Raw genomic sequence first — 19,161 nt, 5'->3', positions numbered from 1 at the left:
TTGACAGGAATATTTTTATATTTATACCACACAAACCAATAAGCGATATGAATAAAACTCTTCGAAATATTATCTTAATCATCTGTACAATTTTTATTTTATGGTTTATTGGATACTTTTTAATTGGAGATTTTATTAGTTTAGAATTTGCGAATCATGAGTTTGCAAAACTATTCCCAAAGATTTTAACCTTTGCTACAGCTGTCAGCATTTACATCCTGTTTCTACTTTCTATTAAAAAGAAAAATGGTTGGAGTTTTATGAATGTGATGAAATTTATCTTAGGCATTATATTTAGCTTACTTCCTTTATTAGCCTTTGAATATTATAACATTGGAAGTTGTACAAATTGGAAAGTTGACAAAAAAATCAAAGAAACACTTTACAAATCAAACTCTTCTGACTCTGAAAAAATAGTATTATTTGAAACATTTTGCCCAGAATCAAACTTGAGAACAACTCAAATAAAACGAATTGTAGAAATTACGCCTCTTTTTATCACTACTTCTGATTTTGATGTTTCGAAAATTTCAGATAAAAGTTGGAAAAAACTTTAATCAAAATTAAACTTTATCCTAATTTAGATGTCTAACAGATGAAGAAATCAATTCATCTCATGACAAAATATATTTTTGCACTTCTTATTAGTTTCGTCACAACACTCTCTTTTGGACAAGATAAAATTACCATTACAGGAAAAGTAACCGATGGACTTCATTATCCATTAACTGATGCTGATATTATATTAGGTAATCAATCCGATTCGACAAAAATTGTTTCTGCAACAACAAATGAATCAGGCGTTTTTAAACTTGAACTTACTCCACAAGAAAAACCCGTTTACTTGATTATTGATGATGCTTTAGAAGGTGTTTTCAAGCAAAGTTTTGAGTCTCTAAAAAACAACATTGACCTTGGTACTGTTATCATTAATCCAATGATTTATGATTTGGACGAAGTGATTGTAACCAATGTAGAACCTATTGTTGTAAAACAAGATACAATCGAATATAATGCGGATTCATACAAAGTAAAACCAAATGCAAACTTAGAAACCCTATTAAATGAGTTGCCTGGTTTTGAGATGGACGAAGATGGAAAAATAACGGTAAATGGCAAGGATGTTAATGAAATTTTGATAGATGGAGAACCTTTTTTTGGAACAGATGGAAAAGTCGCATTAGAAAATTTACCAGCTGATATCATCAAAAAAATTCAGGTTTCGGATTATAAAACGAAAAACGAAAAATTTTCTGGCGAACGCTCTAAATCTGATAAATCTTCGTTGAATATTACCTTGAAAGAAGACAAGAAAAAAGGTTATATGCTGAAGGCCACAGCTGGTTATGGAACAGCTAATCATTACGAAGGTAATTTAATGGCAAACTATTTTAAAGGAAAAAAGAAAATTAGTCTAATTGGTTCTTCAACTGATATTGCGTCTTCGGGAATGACAAATGGAGAAGGCTCGAGAGGACAAGGCAGAATGGGAAGAAGAAATTCGAACGGTGTTACAAACAATACATCAATTGGACTGAATTATAATGATCAATTAAATGATAATTTGAAGATTGGTGCTGATTATAGACTGAATCATTCCTATACAAAAAACGACCAATTCAAACACATCGAAAACTTTGCTCCAAAAAACACGTATATATCTGATGCAAATTCTAAAACAAAAAATGAAACCTATGGTCATAACTTTGGAACAAATTTAGAATGGACAAAAAACAACACGAAGATCTATTTTTACCCGTCTTTTAACAATTCTTCATCAACGAAATCCTCTATTTCGGATAGTAAAACCTATTCAGATTTAGGAGATTTAAGAAATCAAATGAACCAAACATCCGATGCAAAATCAAATTCGAACACCTTCAAAACGATTTTATCACTTAATCAACAATTCAAGAATAAATCTTATTTAGACTTTAATTCGGATATTTCGATTGGCAAAACAGATCGCAATTCATTCATAAATTCTACAACTTTATATACAACTGATTCGATTGATGATATTTATCGAAATGTAAATGAACAAAATATTTCGAAAGATAATTCGTATAATTTTAATGTAAAATATACCTATCCCATTTCTGATTCTTTAAAAATTGCAGTTGGTACTGCATATAATTTAACCGATTCTGAAACCAATAATAGAACGTTAAATTACAATGAAACTACTGGAGAATATGATAACTTGAACACTGATTTGACACGATTTTATTCCACTCGACTGAATGAACTTAATCCATTCACTCAATTATTATTGAACAAAAAGAAGATTTCTGCAACCTTAAGATTAGGTGCAACGATTTATAATCAACAAAATTTTGGAATATTTAAAGCAGCTGATTATCGTTCGACACAAAACAAAACTTTACCAGATATTTCGGGTAATATTCGTTATCAAAATGGAAACAACTCGCTTTCTTTGTTGTATAATTATCAAACAAGTTTAGCTTCGACTTCACAAGTTTTACCAATTATAGACGAAACGGATCCGTTAGTTGTTTTTAAAGGTAATCCTGATTTAAACCCTAATAAAGCACATCGAATCAATTTAATGTTTAGCAATTTTGATCGAAAAACACGTCAAGGATTCAATGCAAATTTAGGCTATACCTACAACGAATCGAATATTGTTAATTATACCGAAATGGATTATTCGATTTATAAAAGAACAACAACTTACGAAAATGTCAAAGGAAATTATCGCCTAAATGGTAATGTTTTTTTCAATAAACACTATCAAAAAGGAAACAATAAATTTAGAATTAATATTGGTACATCTGCAAGTTATGCATTAACACAAGGTTTTAGGGATGCTGTAAAATATGAACAGTACAACACGACTCTATCACCTATGCTAAGATTAAATTGGGATTACGGCGATTATTTAACAATTTCTCCATCGTACCGTTTAAACTTTACCAATTCTAAATATGTGAATTATTCGATTGACAATCAGAATAATATAACGCACAATTTCGGAATTAAAACGATTTCTACTTTTCCTAAAAATTTGACATGGACAAATGATTTCAGCTACAATTATAATTCGAGAATGGTAGCAGGTTTCAAGCGCGATTTCTTTTTATGGAATACAAGTTTAATGTATCGTTTCTTTGATGATAAATTAGAAGCTGGAATAAAAGTATATGATTTATTGAACCAAAATAATAGTTATACGCGAACAATTAATGCAGAGTCTGTCGTTGATCAACGTAACAATATTTTGACGCAATTCATCATGTTTTCATTAACTTTTAACCTCAATCAATTTGGAGCAAAAGTAAGCAAAACAGGAGATGGAAATCGATATAGAGAAAGTAGTGGAATGCAAATACAATAAAACAAAAAAGGCTCAATATTGAGCCTTTTTTGTTTTTACTATTTTAGCGAATTATTATAACATTTTCAAGAAGTTAACTTCTAATTCTGTTAATTTTCTATATTCACCTCTTTGTATTGTTTTCTTTGTAAGTCCAGCAAAAGAAACACGATCTAAAGCCTCTACCTCATACCCTTTCTCTTGGAAAATACGGCGTACAACACGGTTCCAACCAATGTGTAGCTCTATACCAACTTCATTTTTTGGTCGACCTTCGATAAAAGAAATCGCATCAACAACTGCAATTCCTTCAGGAATTAAGCGTACACCTTTTTTGATGTCAGCCATATCGTTAGCTGTTAATTTCTTATCCAATGTCACATGATATATTTTCTTAATATCGTGACTTGGATGCGTTAATTTCTTCGTTAAATAACCATCGTTCGTAAACAATAAAACACCTGTTGTTTGTCTATCTAAGCGACCTACAGGGAAAATACGTGCTGTAGTTGCATTAGCCATTAAGTCCATAACTGTTTTACGTCCTTTTTCGTCATTTGAAGTAGAAATAAACCCTTTAGGTTTATTCAATACAAAATAGACATTTTTCTCTGAAGAGATTTTACGACCATCAAAACGTACTTCATCATCGGGTTGTACTTTATACCCCATTTCTGTAATCACTTGACCATTCACTGTAACGATTCCAGTTTTGATCAACTCGTCAGCCTCTCTTCTGGATGCAATCCCTGCATTCGCTACATATTTATTTAAACGAATAGTCCCGTCATCAACTGGTGCTTTTTTTAACCTTTTTACAAAAGGTTTTTCACCTGGTTTACTGAACGTCTTTTTTGGTCCAAAACTTTTCTTTCCTTCTTCTGTTGGTTTTCCTCCAAAACTTGGTTTACTTCCTCCAAAAGACGGTTTTCCTTTCCCTGAAGATGGTCGTGAAGAAGAATTTCCTCTTGCTGACCCACCTTTTCCACGATTGTTCCCGCCTTGGGAATTTCTGTCGTTGGATTGATTTCGTCTGTTATTCATTTGAATTTGATTAATTTATGCGCTTGTTAAAATTTTGCGCAATAGTTTGCAAAGTTAAGGGATTTATTTCGATTAATACGATACTAAATACACCTGCAACAATCATTCCTTTAAAAAAATAATGTAAAATCTTATATTCTTGCATAGTTTTGATTCTCCAAATGATAAGTAAAATCAAGGTAAATGCAATATTTGCTGCAATAAAAAAATATTTCATAGCACCCACATCATTTTTTATCAAAATAATAAAACCAATGATTAATTCGATAATAATTAAACCAGAAATTAAAATTTTGGTAAAATCTATTCCATATTTGATTGGAATCGAGTCGTAATTATAAATTAAATCTGCTTTCTGAGAGCTCAAATCTTTTACGATATCGGTAATCAATAGCAAAATGGTTAAATATATCGCGTGTAATGCAAGATTGAATGTAAAATGGTCAAAATAAATGAGTAATGCAAAAAATGGCATGACGCGAATAATAACCAAATAAAAATTTTTAATCAATGCAAAACGGTTAATCTTGTGACTATAAAACCAAACTAAAAATTGATAAACGAAGAAGAAAATAAAAACACGCCAAGAAATCAAGGCCGCAATAAATAAAGCGAGTAAATTAAGAATGATATAAACAGTTAATTTAAAGCCTTGCGAAACTTGTTTTTGCAAATATACTTGCATCGGACGTTTGAGTTCGTCTTTCTCTAAATCGTAAAAATTATTGATAATATAGCCAGCTGCAACGCAAAGAATAGAGCAAAGTATTAATCCATCTAATTTAGGATTAGTTAGCAATTCTCGGTGGCTAACATCGGGTGCAAAAATAAAAAGTGCGGCAAGATATTGTGCTAAAATTAACACAATAAGATTGTAACCACGAACAACAGAAAATAATGCAAAAATTTTTAAGATTATTTTCTGTATGTTCATAAATTGTATTTTAATAAATTATTTTATTAGAATTTGTAGATAACTTCTGTCTGAAAGTCTTTCAAATAACTTTTTGCTTTGTCATAATCTTGCGTAAATCCAAGAACGTAACCACCGCCACCAGAACCACAAAGTTTTAGGTAATAGGTATCTGTATCAATTCCAGTTTTCCAAGCGTCCACCAATTTTTGAGGAATCATTGGTCTAAAATGTTCATAACCCCAAGCAGATAATTTCTGAAGATTAGCAAAAAGCGGATTGTATTCTCCTTTTACAAAGTTTTCGATACAAGCATTGTTGTATTTGATAAATTCCTCTTTCAATGTTTTACGGAAACCTTCTTTTTTCATCTTTTCGAAGAAAATGTGAATCATTGGTGCAGTTTCTCCAGGAGTTCCTGAATTGATTAAGAAAACAGCTCCTTTTCCATCTTCTTTTGCAGAAGGCAAACCAATTGTCGAAATATCGTCTTTAGATTTTATTAGTAATGGAATATTCATGTAACAAATCAAAGGGTCAATTCCAGAACTTTTACCATGAAAATGAGATTCTAAATTTCCAAAAAGCGCTTTTAACTCACTTATTTTTTCTTTGTTTAGATGTTGATTGATATCAATTTTATTCAAGGCATATTTGTCATAAATAGCTGCGACCAAAGCGCCCGAACTTCCTACCCCATATCCTTGTGGAATATTAGAGTCGAAGTACATGCCGTTTGCAACATCTTCTGAAAAAGATTTTGTATCAAAGGTATCGGCAAAATTTTCTTCTAAAAATTTTGCATAATTTTTTAAGTGAGCATTTGATTGTTCTGCTATTTCAGAAGGTTCAAATTTTAATGCACCTTGGTAAAAATTATAAGGAATTGTTAATCCTTTCGAGTTCTCAATAATTCCATATTCGCCAAAAAGTAAGATTTTGGCATAAAATAATGGGTTTTTCATTCCACGCTAAAATTGGTCTTGCAAATCTACAAAATTTAAGCCAATCTTTTCTCAATTCGTAAAAGACTTTTGGTTTAAGAAATTGTAAATCACCTTTATTTGAAATCAATCGAATTATTTTTTCGCTTTAGACTTATTTTGGAATATATTTTGACTAATTATTTTAAAATAAATTAATTAAATTTTGATTAAGGTGAAATGATTTTAAACGAATTAAGACTAAAAATAGAGAATTAATGTATTAAAATATATAAATTTGCGCCATGTATATTACTGAATATTTATCAAACGAAGTTAAACCCGGAAAAGTTAGTTTTTCTCCAAGTCAGCTTTTAGAAGTTGTACAAGAGAATAGATTGACGCATATACCTTTGTTCCAAGGATTGGATTTTGTTGGTAATATCTCGGATGAAGATTTGATCGAATTATCTCTTAACGATGAAAAAGTGGATTACACTTCCTATTTAGAGCATTTTTATCTTTCGGAATCAAGTACGCTTTTAGATGCTATTCAGATGATGTACACGAATCAGGCGAATATCCTTCCAATTATCAATGAACAATCGCGCTATGTTGGTTGTATTACAGAAATGGATATAATCAATACGTTAGCAAAATTTCCTTTTGTTGCGGCCCAAGGCGTCTCGATGTTAGTTTCTATTGCAGAAAAAGAGTTGTCGATGACTGCGATTTCTAATATTATCGAAGTGAATAATGGAAAAATTTTGGGAATGATGATTGTTGGTTACAAAGAAGATAGTGTTTATGTTTTGCTAAAATTTAGCTCTTCCAATTTGTTAGCGATTGGTGAAACATTTGAACGTTATGGATATCAAGTGATTCAGAAATTTTATAACGACGAAAAGCAAGAACTTCTACAAAGTCGTTATGCACAACTATTAAAATACATGAATACCTAATGATAAAAGTTGCACTTTTTGGACAAAAAACAAGTACGTCTTTAACGGATATTATTCCACCATTTATTAATTATTTAGTTCAAAATGAAATTACTTTTTGTGTTGAACAAAACTTTCTTCAAATTTTAAAAGAGACAACTGATTTTCATAGCGAAAATGTAGAAACCTATACTTCTTATGAAGATCTTGACAAATCAGTCATGTTCTTATTCAGTTTTGGAGGAGACGGAACAATATTGTCTGCGACAACAATAGTGAAAGACTCTAACATTCCGATTATCGGTGTCAATACAGGTCGATTAGGTTTTTTAGCAACAATTAATAAAAATGTATTGTTAGAACAATTAGATAGTTTTTTCAATGGACAATACAATATTATTCCAAGAACTTTATTGACAGTAAAAAGAAGTGATGGTGTAGAAATTGAAAATAATTTTGCCATTAACGAAGTAACTGTTGTTCGACGCGAAACCACGAGTATGATAACAGTTGATGCTTATTTAAACAATGAGTTTTTAAATTCTTTTTGGTCCGATGGTTTGATTATATCGACACCTACAGGTTCTACAGGATATTCGTTAAGTTGTGGAGGTCCAATTGTACATCCTTCTAATCAAAACTTTGTGATAACACCGGTCGCACCTCATAATTTGAATGTACGTCCATTGATTGTGTCTGAAAATGAAAAAATTGACCTAAAAATACGCAGTCGTGCCAACGAATATTTTCTTTCCTTAGATTCTCGTAACTTTCCTTTAACAACTGATGTTGAGTTAACCATACAAAAAGCAGACTTCAAAATTTTAATTGTAGAAGCTATTGACGCGACTTATTTCACAACTTTGAGAGAAAAAATGCTTTGGGGTTCGGATAAAAGGAATTAAAATTTACAATAAAACTTCTTAATTTTTGTTAAATCAGTTACGTTGAATTGACTTTTGTTTATATTTGTTCGAATTTAAAAGAAACTAAAAAGCAAAAGCCGAAAAAATAACACAACATATGAGGAGATTATTTTTATTTGTTTTTATACTATGTTTTTCGCAATTAGCAGTTGCGCAAAGGCATGAACTCGGAGTTTTTGCTGGTGGTGCAAATGTGATTGGCGATATTGGTAAAGCGAATTATATAAATCCTTTGCCAACAAAAACAGAACCAGGTGGAAAAATATATTTCCCTATTTCGGTGGGCGCATTGTATCGTTTTAATATAAATCCACAAATGGGATTTAGAGCAAATGTTTCTTATTCAAAAGTTGGAGCAAGTGACCATCGTTCGAAAGAGTACTATAAATTAGAAAGAAATAAAAATTTCAGAAATAATATTGTAGAAGGTTCTTTGATGTTTGAGTATAATTTTTTTAACATCAATGATGATCAAGAAACAGCACAATCGCCTTATATATTTTTTGGTGTAGGGGCTTTTTCAGCAAAAGGCAAAGAATATGATTATGATTCAACAGTTTCAACAGAATACCCAAGTGGAAAAATTATAGAAAAATCAAAATACAAAACCAATTTATCTCTTCCTTTTGGAGTAGGATATAAAGTAAGGTTTAATTACAGTTGGATTTTGTCTTTCGAAACAGGTATTCGTTATACAAGTGTCGATTATTTAGATTACAATGTAGGTGAATTTTCAACAAATTTTACTGAAGCAATAGATAATGGAGATTTATCTTCTGAAGAGTATAAAAAAAGAATATTTGGAAATACATCGAATAAAGATTGGTATGTATTAACAGGAATTTCCTTAACATATAGTTTCGGACGACCTGCATGTTATTGCGATTAAAAATAAAATGAAAGACAGTTTAGAAGAACAAATAGATAAAAACAATCTACCTCATCACGTTGCAATCATAATGGATGGTAACGGAAGATGGGCGAAGAAGAACGGAAAGGAAAGAACTTTCGGACACAAAAATGCGTTGGGAGCTGTACGATCTTCAATAGAAACTTGTCGAAAATTAGGTATAAAACATCTGACACTCTATGCATTTTCTACTGAAAATTGGAACCGTCCAAAATTAGAAGTCAATGTTTTGATGACTTTATTAAGTTCTGCAATTAAGGACGAAATAAATGAATTGCACAAAAATGGCATTCGATTGAATGTGATTGGAGATATATCAAAATTACCAAGCAAAGCATTCAAAGATTTGACTAAAGCAATGGAAAAAACAAAAGATAATATAGCTTGCGTTTTAACATTAGCATTAAGTTATGGTTCCAAAGAAGAACTATTAAATGCAATGAAATCTATTGCTCAACAATACAAAGACGGTGAAATATCCGACTATGATTTTAATGAAGAATTAGTTCATAAAAACTTATATACACACGATTTACCAATGGTAGATCTTATGATTAGAACAAGCGGCGAAACCAGAATTAGCAATTTCTTATTGTGGCAAATTGCCTATGCAGAATTGTATTTTACAGAGGTTCTGTGGCCTGATTTTAATGAAGAAGAATTTTATAAAGCAATTTTAAATTACCAAAATAGAGAACGTAGATTTGGTAAAATAAGCGAGCAACTAACGAACTAATCGAACTGAAATAGAGGATTATGAAGAAAATTTTTTGGACAATGTGTATGCTTGGTGCTTACATGGCACAAGCGCAAGTCGTAGATTCTACGAAAACCATTGATTCAACACAACAAGATAATTTTGTCTTAGATTATAGCAATTCTAAAACTTTCAAACTGAAAGATATTATCGTAACGGGAGATTCTAAATATTCTAAGAATCAAATTATTCGTTATGCAGGTTTTGCTATCGGTGAAGAGATAGAATTACCAGGTACAAAGGTGAATAATGCTGTAAAAAAATTATGGAGATCTAATATTTTTTCTGACATCGATTTGTATGTTAGCAAAATAGAAGGAGACGAAGTAACTTTAGAGCTAGCCTTAGTTTCAGTTCCAAGTTTAGGAGAAATCAAGATGAACGGAGTTAAGAAATCTCAGCGCGAAGATTTAATCAAACAAAATAAATTAAATCCAGGCGTTAAGATTACACAAAGTTTAATCAATTCAACAAATAATAGAATCAAAGATTACTATACTGGTAAAGGTTATCCAAACACAACAATTAAAGTAGATCGTCAACCAATCGAAGGAAAAGAAGATGAAGAAAACATTACATTGGATGTGAATCGTGGAGAGCGCGTGAAGATTAAGAAAATTATTTTCGAAGGAAATGAAAACTTAACTTCTGCTCGTTTGCGAAAAAAAGGAATGAAAAATACCAAACAGAAATCAATTAATATTTTCAAATCATCTAAAATGATTCCTGAAAAATTCCAGGAAGATTTGAAAACATTGGTAGAAGAGTATAAATCTGTAGGTTTTAGAGATGCAAAAGTTGAGTCTTATGATATCGAGAAAGTTGATGATAAAAACTTATTGGTTAAGATAAAAGTCAACGAAGGAAAACCTTATTTCTTAGGAGATGTTACGTTTTCTGGAAACTCTATTTATACATCTGAGCAATTGCAACGAATTTTTGGTTACAAAACAGGCGATCGTTATGATGCAGTAGGTATCAACAAAAAGATCTCAGGATCAGAAAAAGACGACGATATTTCGACATTGTATATGGATGGAGGTTATCTTTTTGCACGTGCTATTCCAGTAGAGAAAAGTGTAAAAAATGATACGATTGATCTTGAAATTAAAATTTTCGAAGGAACGCAAGCGACACTTAACAAAGTTACGATTAATGGTAATACAGAAGCTCATGACCATATTTTATACCGTGAGTTGAGAACAAAACCAGGAGATTTATTCTCTAAATCAGATATCAAGCGTACGATGATGGAGTTAGCTTCTTTGGGATATTTAGAGCCAACGCAAATTGTTCCTGATATTCAGCCTAATCAAGACAATAATACAGTTGACATTGAATGGAAAGTTGCACCAAAATCATCTTCTCAAGTAGAATTACAAGGAGGATATGGAGCAGGTACATTTATCGGAACGTTAGGATTAACATTTGGTAACTTCTCTCTGAAAAATATTTTCAATAAAAAAGCATGGAAACCAATTCCAATGGGAGATGGTCAACAATTATCTTTGAGAGCACAAGCTGGTAATGGATATAAAAACTATAGTTTCTCTTTCGTAGAACCATGGATTGGAGGAAAACGTCCGACAGCCTTGTCAACATCTGTATATTATTCTCAATATGACTATAGAGATAACTACGGAGAAAAAGCCAAGTTAGATATCTTAGGTGCTTCAGTTGGTTTGACAAAACTATTAACTTGGCCAGATGATTACTTTAGATTATCAAACTCTATTTCTTATCAGTTATATAACTTTGATAACTATGCGATGTCAGTGGGTAATATGCAATATGAAAACGGTTCGTCGAACAACTTAAACTATACAATAGGTTTATCGCGTAACTCAGCAGGACCAGATCCAATTTTCCCACAATCAGGATCAGAAATTAATTTATCATTTACGACAACAGTTCCTTATTCTGCTTTTAAAGAAAAGGATTATACAAAAATGGACGATGTCGAAAAATTTAAATGGTTAGAATACTATAAATTTAAAGCTAAGGCTTATTTCTACAAAGAATTAACAGGTAAATTAGTTTTAAAAGCTGGTGGAGAATTTGGAGTTTTAGGCACATATAACCGTAAAATTGGAACGATTCCTTTCGAACGTTTTTACTTAGGAGGAACAGGACTTAATCAAAACCGATTTGATGGACGTGAAATTATTTCTTTAAGAGGTTACGAAGATGCTTCTAACTCTGGAGGTCAAAATGGAGATATCACACCAGAAGGAGGAGGTACAATCTACAATAAATATTCGTTAGAATTACGTTACCCAATTACGATGAGCCAGACAGCAAAAATTTATGCCTTAACTTTTGCAGAAGGAGGTAATGTTTGGAACAATACAAGCGAATTTAAACCGTTTGAATTAAAACGTTCTGCAGGTGCAGGGGTACGTATTTACATGCCAGCATTTGGTTTATTAGGATTTGACTTTGGATATGGATTTGATAAAGGATTTGGACAAACAGAACGCTCTGGATGGCAAACTCACTTTATTATTGGACAACAGTTCTAATAAATTATGTAAATTTGTATAGAACGTTTTGGCATAGTTTTAGAATTAACACACTCAGAATATGAAAAAATGGATTAGCTTTATAGCGTTGTTCTTTGGATTTGCAAGTTTAACTTTCGCACAAAGATTTTGTTACGTAGATTCTCAATATATTTTAGAAAGTTTACCAGAGTATACATCATCTCAAAGTAAATTAAAATCTCAAACAGAATCTTGGCAAAAAGAAATTGAACAGAAAAAAGAAAATTTAGTTAAATTACAAACTGAATTTGAAGCTGAAAAAATTCTTTTAACAGCAGAACAAGTTAAAGAGCAAGAACAAAAACTAGCGGATGAAGTTGCGGCTGTAAAAGTTTTACAAGATAAACGTTACGGGCCAAATGGAGATTTAGTAAATTTGAGACGATCAATGGTAAAACCTTTACAGGATCAAATTTATAATGCAACAAAAGAAGTTGCAGACAAAAGAGGTTATAGTTTTGTTTTTGACAAAGGAAGTGATTTGATCATGATTTATACGGATCCAAAGTTTGATATCAGCCGAGAAGTTTTACATACGCTGAGACCAGATTTGAAACCAACTAATTCAAAATCGAATTCAAATTCTAAAACAAGAAAATAAAAAAGAAACACAAGTAATACAACAAGAAAATAAATTTTAAAACAAATTAGACTAGAAATGAAACAAATTAGATTGATAGCAGTATTTACAATGATGGTTTTCGGTAGCGTTTTATCTTTCGCTCAAGAAATTGCACATATTGATACGCAAGCGGTGATTGAAGCAATGCCAGCCTACAAAAAAGCAGAAACTGATTTACAAGCTTTAGGTAAAAAACACGAAGAAGCAATCTCTAAATTACAAGCTGACTATAAAACTTTTATGGAAGCAGCTCAAAAAGATTTAGCTGGTAAATCTCAAGAAGAAGCTCAAAAATTAATCGCTGCTAACAAATACCAAGAAAAAGAGCAAGAAATGCAAAAGAAATACGAAACTTATGCAAAAGCTGCTCAAGAAGAAATGCAAGCGAAAGAAAAAGCTTTAATGGATCCAATCGAAAAAAGAGTGATGGATGCAATTAATGCTGCAGCTGCTAAAAAAGGAGTTAAATACGTTTTACCTGCAGGTGTATTAGTTTACAAAGCTGGAGGATATGACTTATTAAACGACGTTAAAAAAGAATTAGGATTATAATTTTAAAAAATTATTAATATCTTCAAGCCACTATTTTAGTGGCTTTTTTTATATATGAAAAGAATTTTAGTTACAGGTGCGAATGGTCAATTAGGTCAATCCATTTTAGAACAATCTAAGAATTACAAAGAAATCGAATGCTTTTTTGTAACTCGAAATGAATTAGACATAACGAATGAAAAGTTAATCAAACATTACTTCGATGATAAATCATTTGATTTTGTTGTCAATTGCGCTGCATATACAGCTGTAGACAAAGCCGAAGATGAGCAAGAAAGTGCTTATTTGGTTAATGCGAAAGCAACCGAATTTTTGGCTAAAATAACAAATGAGAAAAAAATTCCGTTCATTCATGTTTCGACAGATTATGTTTTTGATGGAACTGCTTCTCAACCTCGTATAGAAACAGATCAAACCAATCCAATTGGCGTATATGGTCAAACAAAGTTGGAAGGAGAAAATTTAGCTTTAAAAAACAATCCGAAAACAATTATTCTTCGTACAGCCTGGGTATATTCAAGATTTGGAAATAACTTCGTTAAAACGATGCTAAGATTGTTTCAAGAGAAAGAATCGATTTCTGTTGTAGCTGATCAAATTGGTTCACCAACAAATGCGATTGATTTAGCTGATGCAATTTTAGAAATTATTTCGACAAATGAATTAACTTATGGAATCTTTAATTATTCAAACGAAGGAAAATGTTCTTGGTTTGAATTTGCGCAAAAAATAAAAGAATTTTCAAGTTCAACGATTGAGATTAACCCTGTTCCAACTTCAGCTTATCCAACGAAAGCGAAACGTCCTGCGTATAGTTTATTGGACAAAACGAAGATCAAAGAAGTTTATCAACTTACAATCCCGAATTGGGAAGATAGTTTGAAAAAAGAATTGAAACATTTGTTATAATTTAATTTAATGATATAGCAAAAAAGCTCGAGAAATTCTCGAGCTTTTTGTATCTATTAATTAGGAATAATTGCTTAATCTAAAACTTCAAAACGAGTATAGGGCTGTAAAGCTTTCGGAATTTTAACTGTTCCATCAGCTTGTTGATGATTCTCTAAAATAGCGGCTAAAATTCGTGGTAAAGCTAATGCAGATCCATTTAATGTATGAGCCAATTGCGTACCATTTTCGTCTTTGAAACGTAATTTCAAACGATTTGCTTGGAATGTTTCAAAGTTTGAAACAGAAGAAACTTCTAACCATTTTTCTTGTGCTTCAGAGAAAACTTCAAAATCATAAGTTATTGCAGATGTAAATCCAGTATCGCCACCGCATAATCTTAGGATACGATAAGGTAATTCTAAATCTTCTAAAATACCTTTTACATGTTCTATCATACCATCTAAAGATGCATACGAATTTTCTGGTTTCTCTATACGAACAATTTCTACTTTCTCAAATTGGTGTAAACGATTTAAACCTCTAACATCTTTTCCATAAGAACCAGCTTCACGGCGGAAACAAGGAGAATATGCCGTCAATGTAATTGGTAAATCTTCAACTTTTACAATTGTATCTCGGTAAATATTTGTTACAGGAACTTCCGCTGTTGGAATCAAGTACAAATCATCTTCACCAATATAATACATTTGCCCTTCCTTATCAGGTAACTGACCCGTTCCGTAACCAGATGCCTCATTAACTACGAAAGGAGGAACAATTTCTGTATAACCAGCATCAGCATTTTTATCCAAGAAGAATTGTGTTAAAGCACGTTGTAAACGAGCACCTTTTCCTTTGTAAACAGGAAAACCAGCTCCAGTAATTTTAACACCTAATTCAAAATCAATGATGTCAAATTTCTTAGCAACTTCCCAATGAGGTAAATTTTCAGGTTTCGCAGCTGCAACTCCATATTCAAAAACAATTTCATTATCGTCTGCATCTTTTCCTTCTTTTACAAGTTCATTTGGGATATTTGGAATTTGATATAAAATCTCTTTAACGGAGTTTTCGTAAGATGATAACAAATCTTGTAATTCTTTCGATTGTGTTTTTAAATCGACAGTTTTAATTTTTAATTCATTAGCCTCTTCCGATCTTCCATCTTTAAACAAATTACCAATTTCTTTTGCTAATTTGTTGGATTCAGCTAATATATTATCCAATTCAAACTGAGTTTTACGACGAAGTTCATCCACATTTAAAACTTCATCAACAAGATCTAATTGTTTGAAGTTACGTTTTTTAAGTCCTTCAATAACACGATCTTTGTTTTCTTGAATGTAAGAAACTACTAGCATATCTTTAATTAAATTTATACAAATGTATAAATAATAAATATTTTAGAATAGCGTTTAAACCATTTCACGCTAAAAATAGATAAAAAAGAAATTTTTAGAATTAATTAAAGACTGAAATGAATAAACATAAGAAGTATTGTTTTTTACAAAATAATTTTAAATTTTGTAAAATATTTTTCAAGAACTTCATTTACAATTACTTAATTTTTAAAATATATGAAAATGATGTTACAATTATATTACATTGATTTTACATGACGAAGATCAGTTTTCGAAATAAATTTGTCAAAGAAAATTAATCGAAATTATTAATTAATTAAAACAATAAAAAAATGAAAAAGTTTTTCGCAGTAGTTGCAGTAGCAGCAGTATCTTTAGGAGCAGTATCTTGTGGTGAGAAAAAAGCAGAAGAAACTCCAGCAGCAGTAGATTCAGCAGCAGTAGTGGTTGATTCAGCAGCGGCAGTAGTTGATTCAGCGGCAGCAGTAGTAGACTCAGCAGCGGCAGTAGTTGATTCAGCAGCAGCTAAAGTAGAAGCTCCAGCAAACTAATTGAAATAATTCAATCACATAAAAAAACCACTTATTTAATGAGTGGTTTTTTTATGTCGTTTTACGATGTAGATAACGAGTTAACTTGATTGAAAGATCCAATAATATAATTTTAGAATTTCCATTTCGTTCGATGTGATACGAAGCCTCAGTGATTTCTTTTAAAATATCTTCGATGTTTGCTCCATGAATAAACGGTGCAAAACCTTGCCATTTAAAACCTTCAGTATTTATTTGTAAAAAAACTAATTCCTCAGATTGATAGTTTTTTAATAAGGCTTGACGAAAAATTTCGGAGCAATAATTTAAAAAATCTTTTTGTTCACTGCGCGACCAACTTGCAATTTGATTTGACCAATCAATCAAGTCCTTCAAAACAGTTGGTGTTTTTGCTGCCATAAATGCTTTTCGAACCCAAGTGACAAAATATTTATCAAATAAATGTTCGTCATCATTCAACTGATGCAATGCTTCGCGTAAATTTCCCTGTGATAAAAAGGCGATATGTTGCGCTTTTTCTGTAGTAATGTTCTTCTTCTCAATTAAATAATTCTGAATATCAGCTTGAGATAAGCGAGGAATTTTCACCAATTGACAACGGGAAGTTATCGTTTGCAAGATTAAATCTTCATGTTCTGTTACCAGTAAAAAAAGTGTTTTGAGAGGTGGCTCTTCTATAATTTTTAACAATTTATTCGCTGCTGCAGTTGTCATTTCCTCTGATTGCCAAATAATCATTATCTTATATCCGCCTTCGTAACTATTTAAAGCAAGTGTTTTTACAATTTCGTCTGCTTCATCAACAGGAATAACACCTTGTTTTTTTTCTATACCAAGGTGAGACATCCAATCGGTTAAATTACCATAAACATTTTCTTCAACAAAGCTTCTCCATTCGTTTAATAAATACTTTGCAAGAGGCTTTTTGACATTTTCTGTTGCCGAATAAGGAAAAGAAAAATGTAAATCGGGATGTTGTAATTTATCAACTTTAAGATTACATTGTTCGTTATTCAATCCACACAAAACTTCTCTTGCATAAGCAAGTGCTAAAGCCAAAGTTCCTGAACCTTCTGGACCAGAAAAAAGCTGTGCATGGCTAATACGACCATCTTTTATAGATTGTTGAAGTTTGTTTTTAATCTCTTGTTGTCCAATTACATTTTCCCAAAGCATAAGCCAAAGTTACTATTTTTATTTTTCAGAATTAATCAAACTTTTTAAATGATTGATTTCTTCTAAATTAGCAATTCCAGAATCATCAATCATAGCAGAAGAATGAAAGTAAGTTGCTTGTGTAAATGAATCGATTTCTTCAATATTTGTTGAACGTAATCCACCACCAGGCATAATCGTAATACGATCTTTTGCTGTCTGTACCAATGTTTTTAGTTGCTGTTTTCCTTCTTCTACATGATGTGCTAAACCGGAAGTTAGAATGGTTTTAAAACCTAATTTGATAACCGTTTCTAATGAATCTTCTGCATCTTTAGTTCGATCAAAAGCTCGATGAAATGTACAAGGAAACGGTTTTGCGAGTTCAATCAATTTTCGATTTCGTTCAAAATCAATTTCATTTTCTTCATTTAAAATTCCGAATACAAAACCATCAATTCTAAAATTTTTAATCATGATAATTTCAGATTTCATTTGTTCAAATTCTTTATCAGAATAAATAAAATCACCTCCACGAGGGCGAATCATAATCATGATTTCTTTGTCTGTTTCTTTTCGCAATGTTTTGATGTCTTCAAATGTTGGTGTAATTCCACCAGAAGAAGCATCTGCACATAATTCGATTCTATCGGCATTCGATTTTGATGCGACTAATGCGGAGGCTATATTGAAGCAAGCAATTTCTAATTTTTTCATTTTGTAATAGATTTTCCGTCAATCAAACGATTTCCACTTTGATCATGAACGGCAAAGTTAAAGCCTGAATGAATACAAAACGAACCATATTCACCTTGTTTGTTAATCGCGATAAAACCAACTTGAATTGCAGATAAATCTTTATTTCGTGATTCTGTTAACTTAATAATTCGATGTACTGCTTCTTTGCACGCGTTTTCTGGCGAATAACCTTGACGCATCAACTCAACAACCAAATGACTTCCCGCAATACGAATCACTTCTTCGCCATGACCTGTTGCTGTAACTGCACCAATTTCGTTATCAACATATAAACCCGCACCAATAATTGGAGAATCACCAACACGTCCATGCATTTTATACGCCATTCCACTCGTTGTACAGGCTCCCGACAGATTGCCATGTGCATCTAAAGCAATCATTCCAATTGTATCGTGATTTTCGATGTTAATAGGCATTTGATAATTGGTGTCTTTCAACCATTCTTTCCATTCTTTTTCAGAAATATCGGTTAATAAATTCTCTTTCTTAAAACCTTTTTCTAAGGCAAATTGCAAAGCACCATTCCCAACTAACATCACATGAGGCGTATCTTCCATTACTTTTCGAGCGACTGAAATGGGATGTTTAATATGCTCTAAACCTGCAACAGAACCAATATTTGCTTGATCATCCATAATACAAGCATCTAAAGTAACCTTTCCATCTCGATCTGGACGACCACCATATCCAACACTTCTCTCATTAGGATCAGCTTCTACTAATTGCACACCTTTTTCCACCGCATCTAAAGCGGTTCCGTTTTTACCTAAAACTTTCCATGCTTCAGCGTTTGCTTCTATTCCGAAACGCCAAGTAGAAAGTACAATTGGTTTGGTAATTTTCGTAGATTTTGTATGTTTCGTTTGTGCACTTAGGTCTAATTTTGATGTACCTAAAAGTAGTCCCAAAGTACCTAAATTCTTTATAAAATTTCTTCTATTGTTCATGTGTTAATCGATTTCTAAAATGTATTAAA

The 19,161-nt window shown here is 31.7% G+C and carries 18 protein-coding genes; 11 read left to right on the top strand and 7 right to left on the bottom strand.

Annotated elements, in window-relative coordinates:
* Window positions 1–47 precede the first annotated feature (47 nt).
* Entirely contained in the window at window positions 48–557 is a 510-nt protein-coding gene (locus tag IF125_RS02245) for a hypothetical protein (protein WP_171623495.1), read from the top strand.
* 59 nt (window positions 558–616) lie between these two features.
* Complete coding sequence (locus tag IF125_RS02240; protein ID WP_225541372.1) at window positions 617–3,358, top strand: TonB-dependent receptor; 2,742 nt, start codon at window positions 617–619, stop codon at window positions 3,356–3,358.
* A gap of 54 nt (window positions 3,359–3,412) precedes the next feature.
* Here IF125_RS02240 and IF125_RS02235 read toward each other — a convergent pair whose 3' ends face one another.
* The 3 genes from IF125_RS02235 to IF125_RS02225 are packed head-to-tail and all read right to left on the bottom strand — an operon-like array spanning window position 3,413 to window position 6,259.
* The gene (locus IF125_RS02235; protein ID WP_171623497.1) at window positions 3,413–4,381 is read right to left on the bottom strand and encodes a pseudouridine synthase; all 969 of its coding nucleotides are present in this window, start codon (window positions 4,379–4,381) and stop codon (window positions 3,413–3,415) included.
* 10 nt (window positions 4,382–4,391) lie between these two features.
* Window positions 4,392–5,315 (bottom strand): geranylgeranylglycerol-phosphate geranylgeranyltransferase, encoded by a 924-nt coding sequence (locus IF125_RS02230; protein ID WP_225541371.1) that lies wholly within the window; start codon window positions 5,313–5,315, stop codon window positions 4,392–4,394.
* Window positions 5,316–5,341: 26 nt separating this feature from the next.
* Window positions 5,342–6,259, bottom strand: coding sequence for a mevalonate kinase family protein (locus tag IF125_RS02225; protein ID WP_225541370.1), 918 nt, complete (start codon window positions 6,257–6,259; stop codon window positions 5,342–5,344).
* 263 nt (window positions 6,260–6,522) lie between these two features.
* On the opposite strand from IF125_RS02225, the gene IF125_RS02220 reads away from it, so the two are divergent.
* From IF125_RS02220 to rfbD, 8 genes are all read left to right on the top strand, one after another.
* Window positions 6,523–7,179, top strand: a complete 657-nt coding sequence (locus tag IF125_RS02220) for a CBS domain-containing protein (RefSeq protein WP_225541369.1) — start codon at window positions 6,523–6,525, stop codon at window positions 7,177–7,179.
* Window positions 7,179–8,063, top strand: coding sequence for an NAD kinase (locus IF125_RS02215; RefSeq protein ID WP_171623501.1), 885 nt, complete (start codon window positions 7,179–7,181; stop codon window positions 8,061–8,063). The genes IF125_RS02220 and IF125_RS02215 overlap by 1 nt, the downstream gene beginning before the upstream one ends.
* Before the next feature lie 118 nt (window positions 8,064–8,181).
* Window positions 8,182–8,973, top strand: coding sequence for a type IX secretion system protein PorG (gene porG / locus IF125_RS02210; protein WP_225541368.1), 792 nt, complete (start codon window positions 8,182–8,184; stop codon window positions 8,971–8,973).
* 7 nt (window positions 8,974–8,980) lie between these two features.
* On the top strand, window positions 8,981–9,730 hold the full coding sequence (locus tag IF125_RS02205) for an isoprenyl transferase (protein ID WP_225541367.1): 750 nt from the start codon (window positions 8,981–8,983) through the stop codon (window positions 9,728–9,730).
* A gap of 20 nt (window positions 9,731–9,750) precedes the next feature.
* Window positions 9,751–12,273, top strand: coding sequence for an outer membrane protein assembly factor BamA (bamA, locus tag IF125_RS02200; protein WP_225541366.1), 2,523 nt, complete (start codon window positions 9,751–9,753; stop codon window positions 12,271–12,273).
* Window positions 12,274–12,334: 61 nt separating this feature from the next.
* Complete coding sequence (locus tag IF125_RS02195; protein ID WP_188319388.1) at window positions 12,335–12,895, top strand: OmpH family outer membrane protein; 561 nt, start codon at window positions 12,335–12,337, stop codon at window positions 12,893–12,895.
* Window positions 12,896–12,952: 57 nt separating this feature from the next.
* Window positions 12,953–13,468: an OmpH family outer membrane protein gene (locus IF125_RS02190; RefSeq protein ID WP_225541365.1), complete on the top strand. Its 516-nt coding sequence runs from the start codon at window positions 12,953–12,955 to the stop codon at window positions 13,466–13,468.
* 54 nt (window positions 13,469–13,522) lie between these two features.
* Window positions 13,523–14,377, top strand: coding sequence for a dTDP-4-dehydrorhamnose reductase (rfbD, locus tag IF125_RS02185; protein WP_225541364.1), 855 nt, complete (start codon window positions 13,523–13,525; stop codon window positions 14,375–14,377).
* A gap of 74 nt (window positions 14,378–14,451) precedes the next feature.
* On the opposite strand, the gene serS is transcribed toward rfbD, so the two are convergent.
* Window positions 14,452–15,720 (bottom strand): serine--tRNA ligase, encoded by a 1,269-nt coding sequence (serS, locus tag IF125_RS02180; RefSeq protein ID WP_225541363.1) that lies wholly within the window; start codon window positions 15,718–15,720, stop codon window positions 14,452–14,454.
* Between the two features lie 332 nt (window positions 15,721–16,052).
* Between serS and IF125_RS02175 the strand changes: the two genes are divergently transcribed.
* A complete protein-coding gene (locus IF125_RS02175; protein WP_225541362.1) occupies window positions 16,053–16,271 on the top strand; it encodes a PG1828 family lipoprotein in 219 nt (72 codons plus the stop codon).
* Between the two features lie 51 nt (window positions 16,272–16,322).
* On the opposite strand, the gene IF125_RS02170 is transcribed toward IF125_RS02175, so the two are convergent.
* Genes IF125_RS02170 through IF125_RS02160 form a run of 3 tightly spaced genes read right to left on the bottom strand, consistent with a single transcriptional unit; the run spans window position 16,323 to window position 19,132 of the window.
* Window positions 16,323–17,447: a DNA polymerase III subunit gene (locus IF125_RS02170; protein ID WP_225541361.1), complete on the bottom strand. Its 1,125-nt coding sequence runs from the start codon at window positions 17,445–17,447 to the stop codon at window positions 16,323–16,325.
* A gap of 18 nt (window positions 17,448–17,465) precedes the next feature.
* Window positions 17,466–18,143, bottom strand: coding sequence for a copper homeostasis protein CutC (locus tag IF125_RS02165; protein WP_225541360.1), 678 nt, complete (start codon window positions 18,141–18,143; stop codon window positions 17,466–17,468).
* Window positions 18,140–19,132, bottom strand: coding sequence for an isoaspartyl peptidase/L-asparaginase family protein (locus tag IF125_RS02160; protein ID WP_225541359.1), 993 nt, complete (start codon window positions 19,130–19,132; stop codon window positions 18,140–18,142). The genes IF125_RS02165 and IF125_RS02160 overlap by 4 nt, the downstream gene beginning before the upstream one ends.
* Window positions 19,133–19,161 lie beyond the last annotated feature (29 nt).

It is taken from the genome of Empedobacter stercoris (assembly GCF_020281205.1).
In the GTDB taxonomy this organism is placed as follows: domain Bacteria; phylum Bacteroidota; class Bacteroidia; order Flavobacteriales; family Weeksellaceae; genus Empedobacter; species Empedobacter stercoris.
The sequence above is the reverse complement of the archived record's forward strand: the minus strand, read 5'-3'. Positions and strand labels throughout refer to the sequence as shown.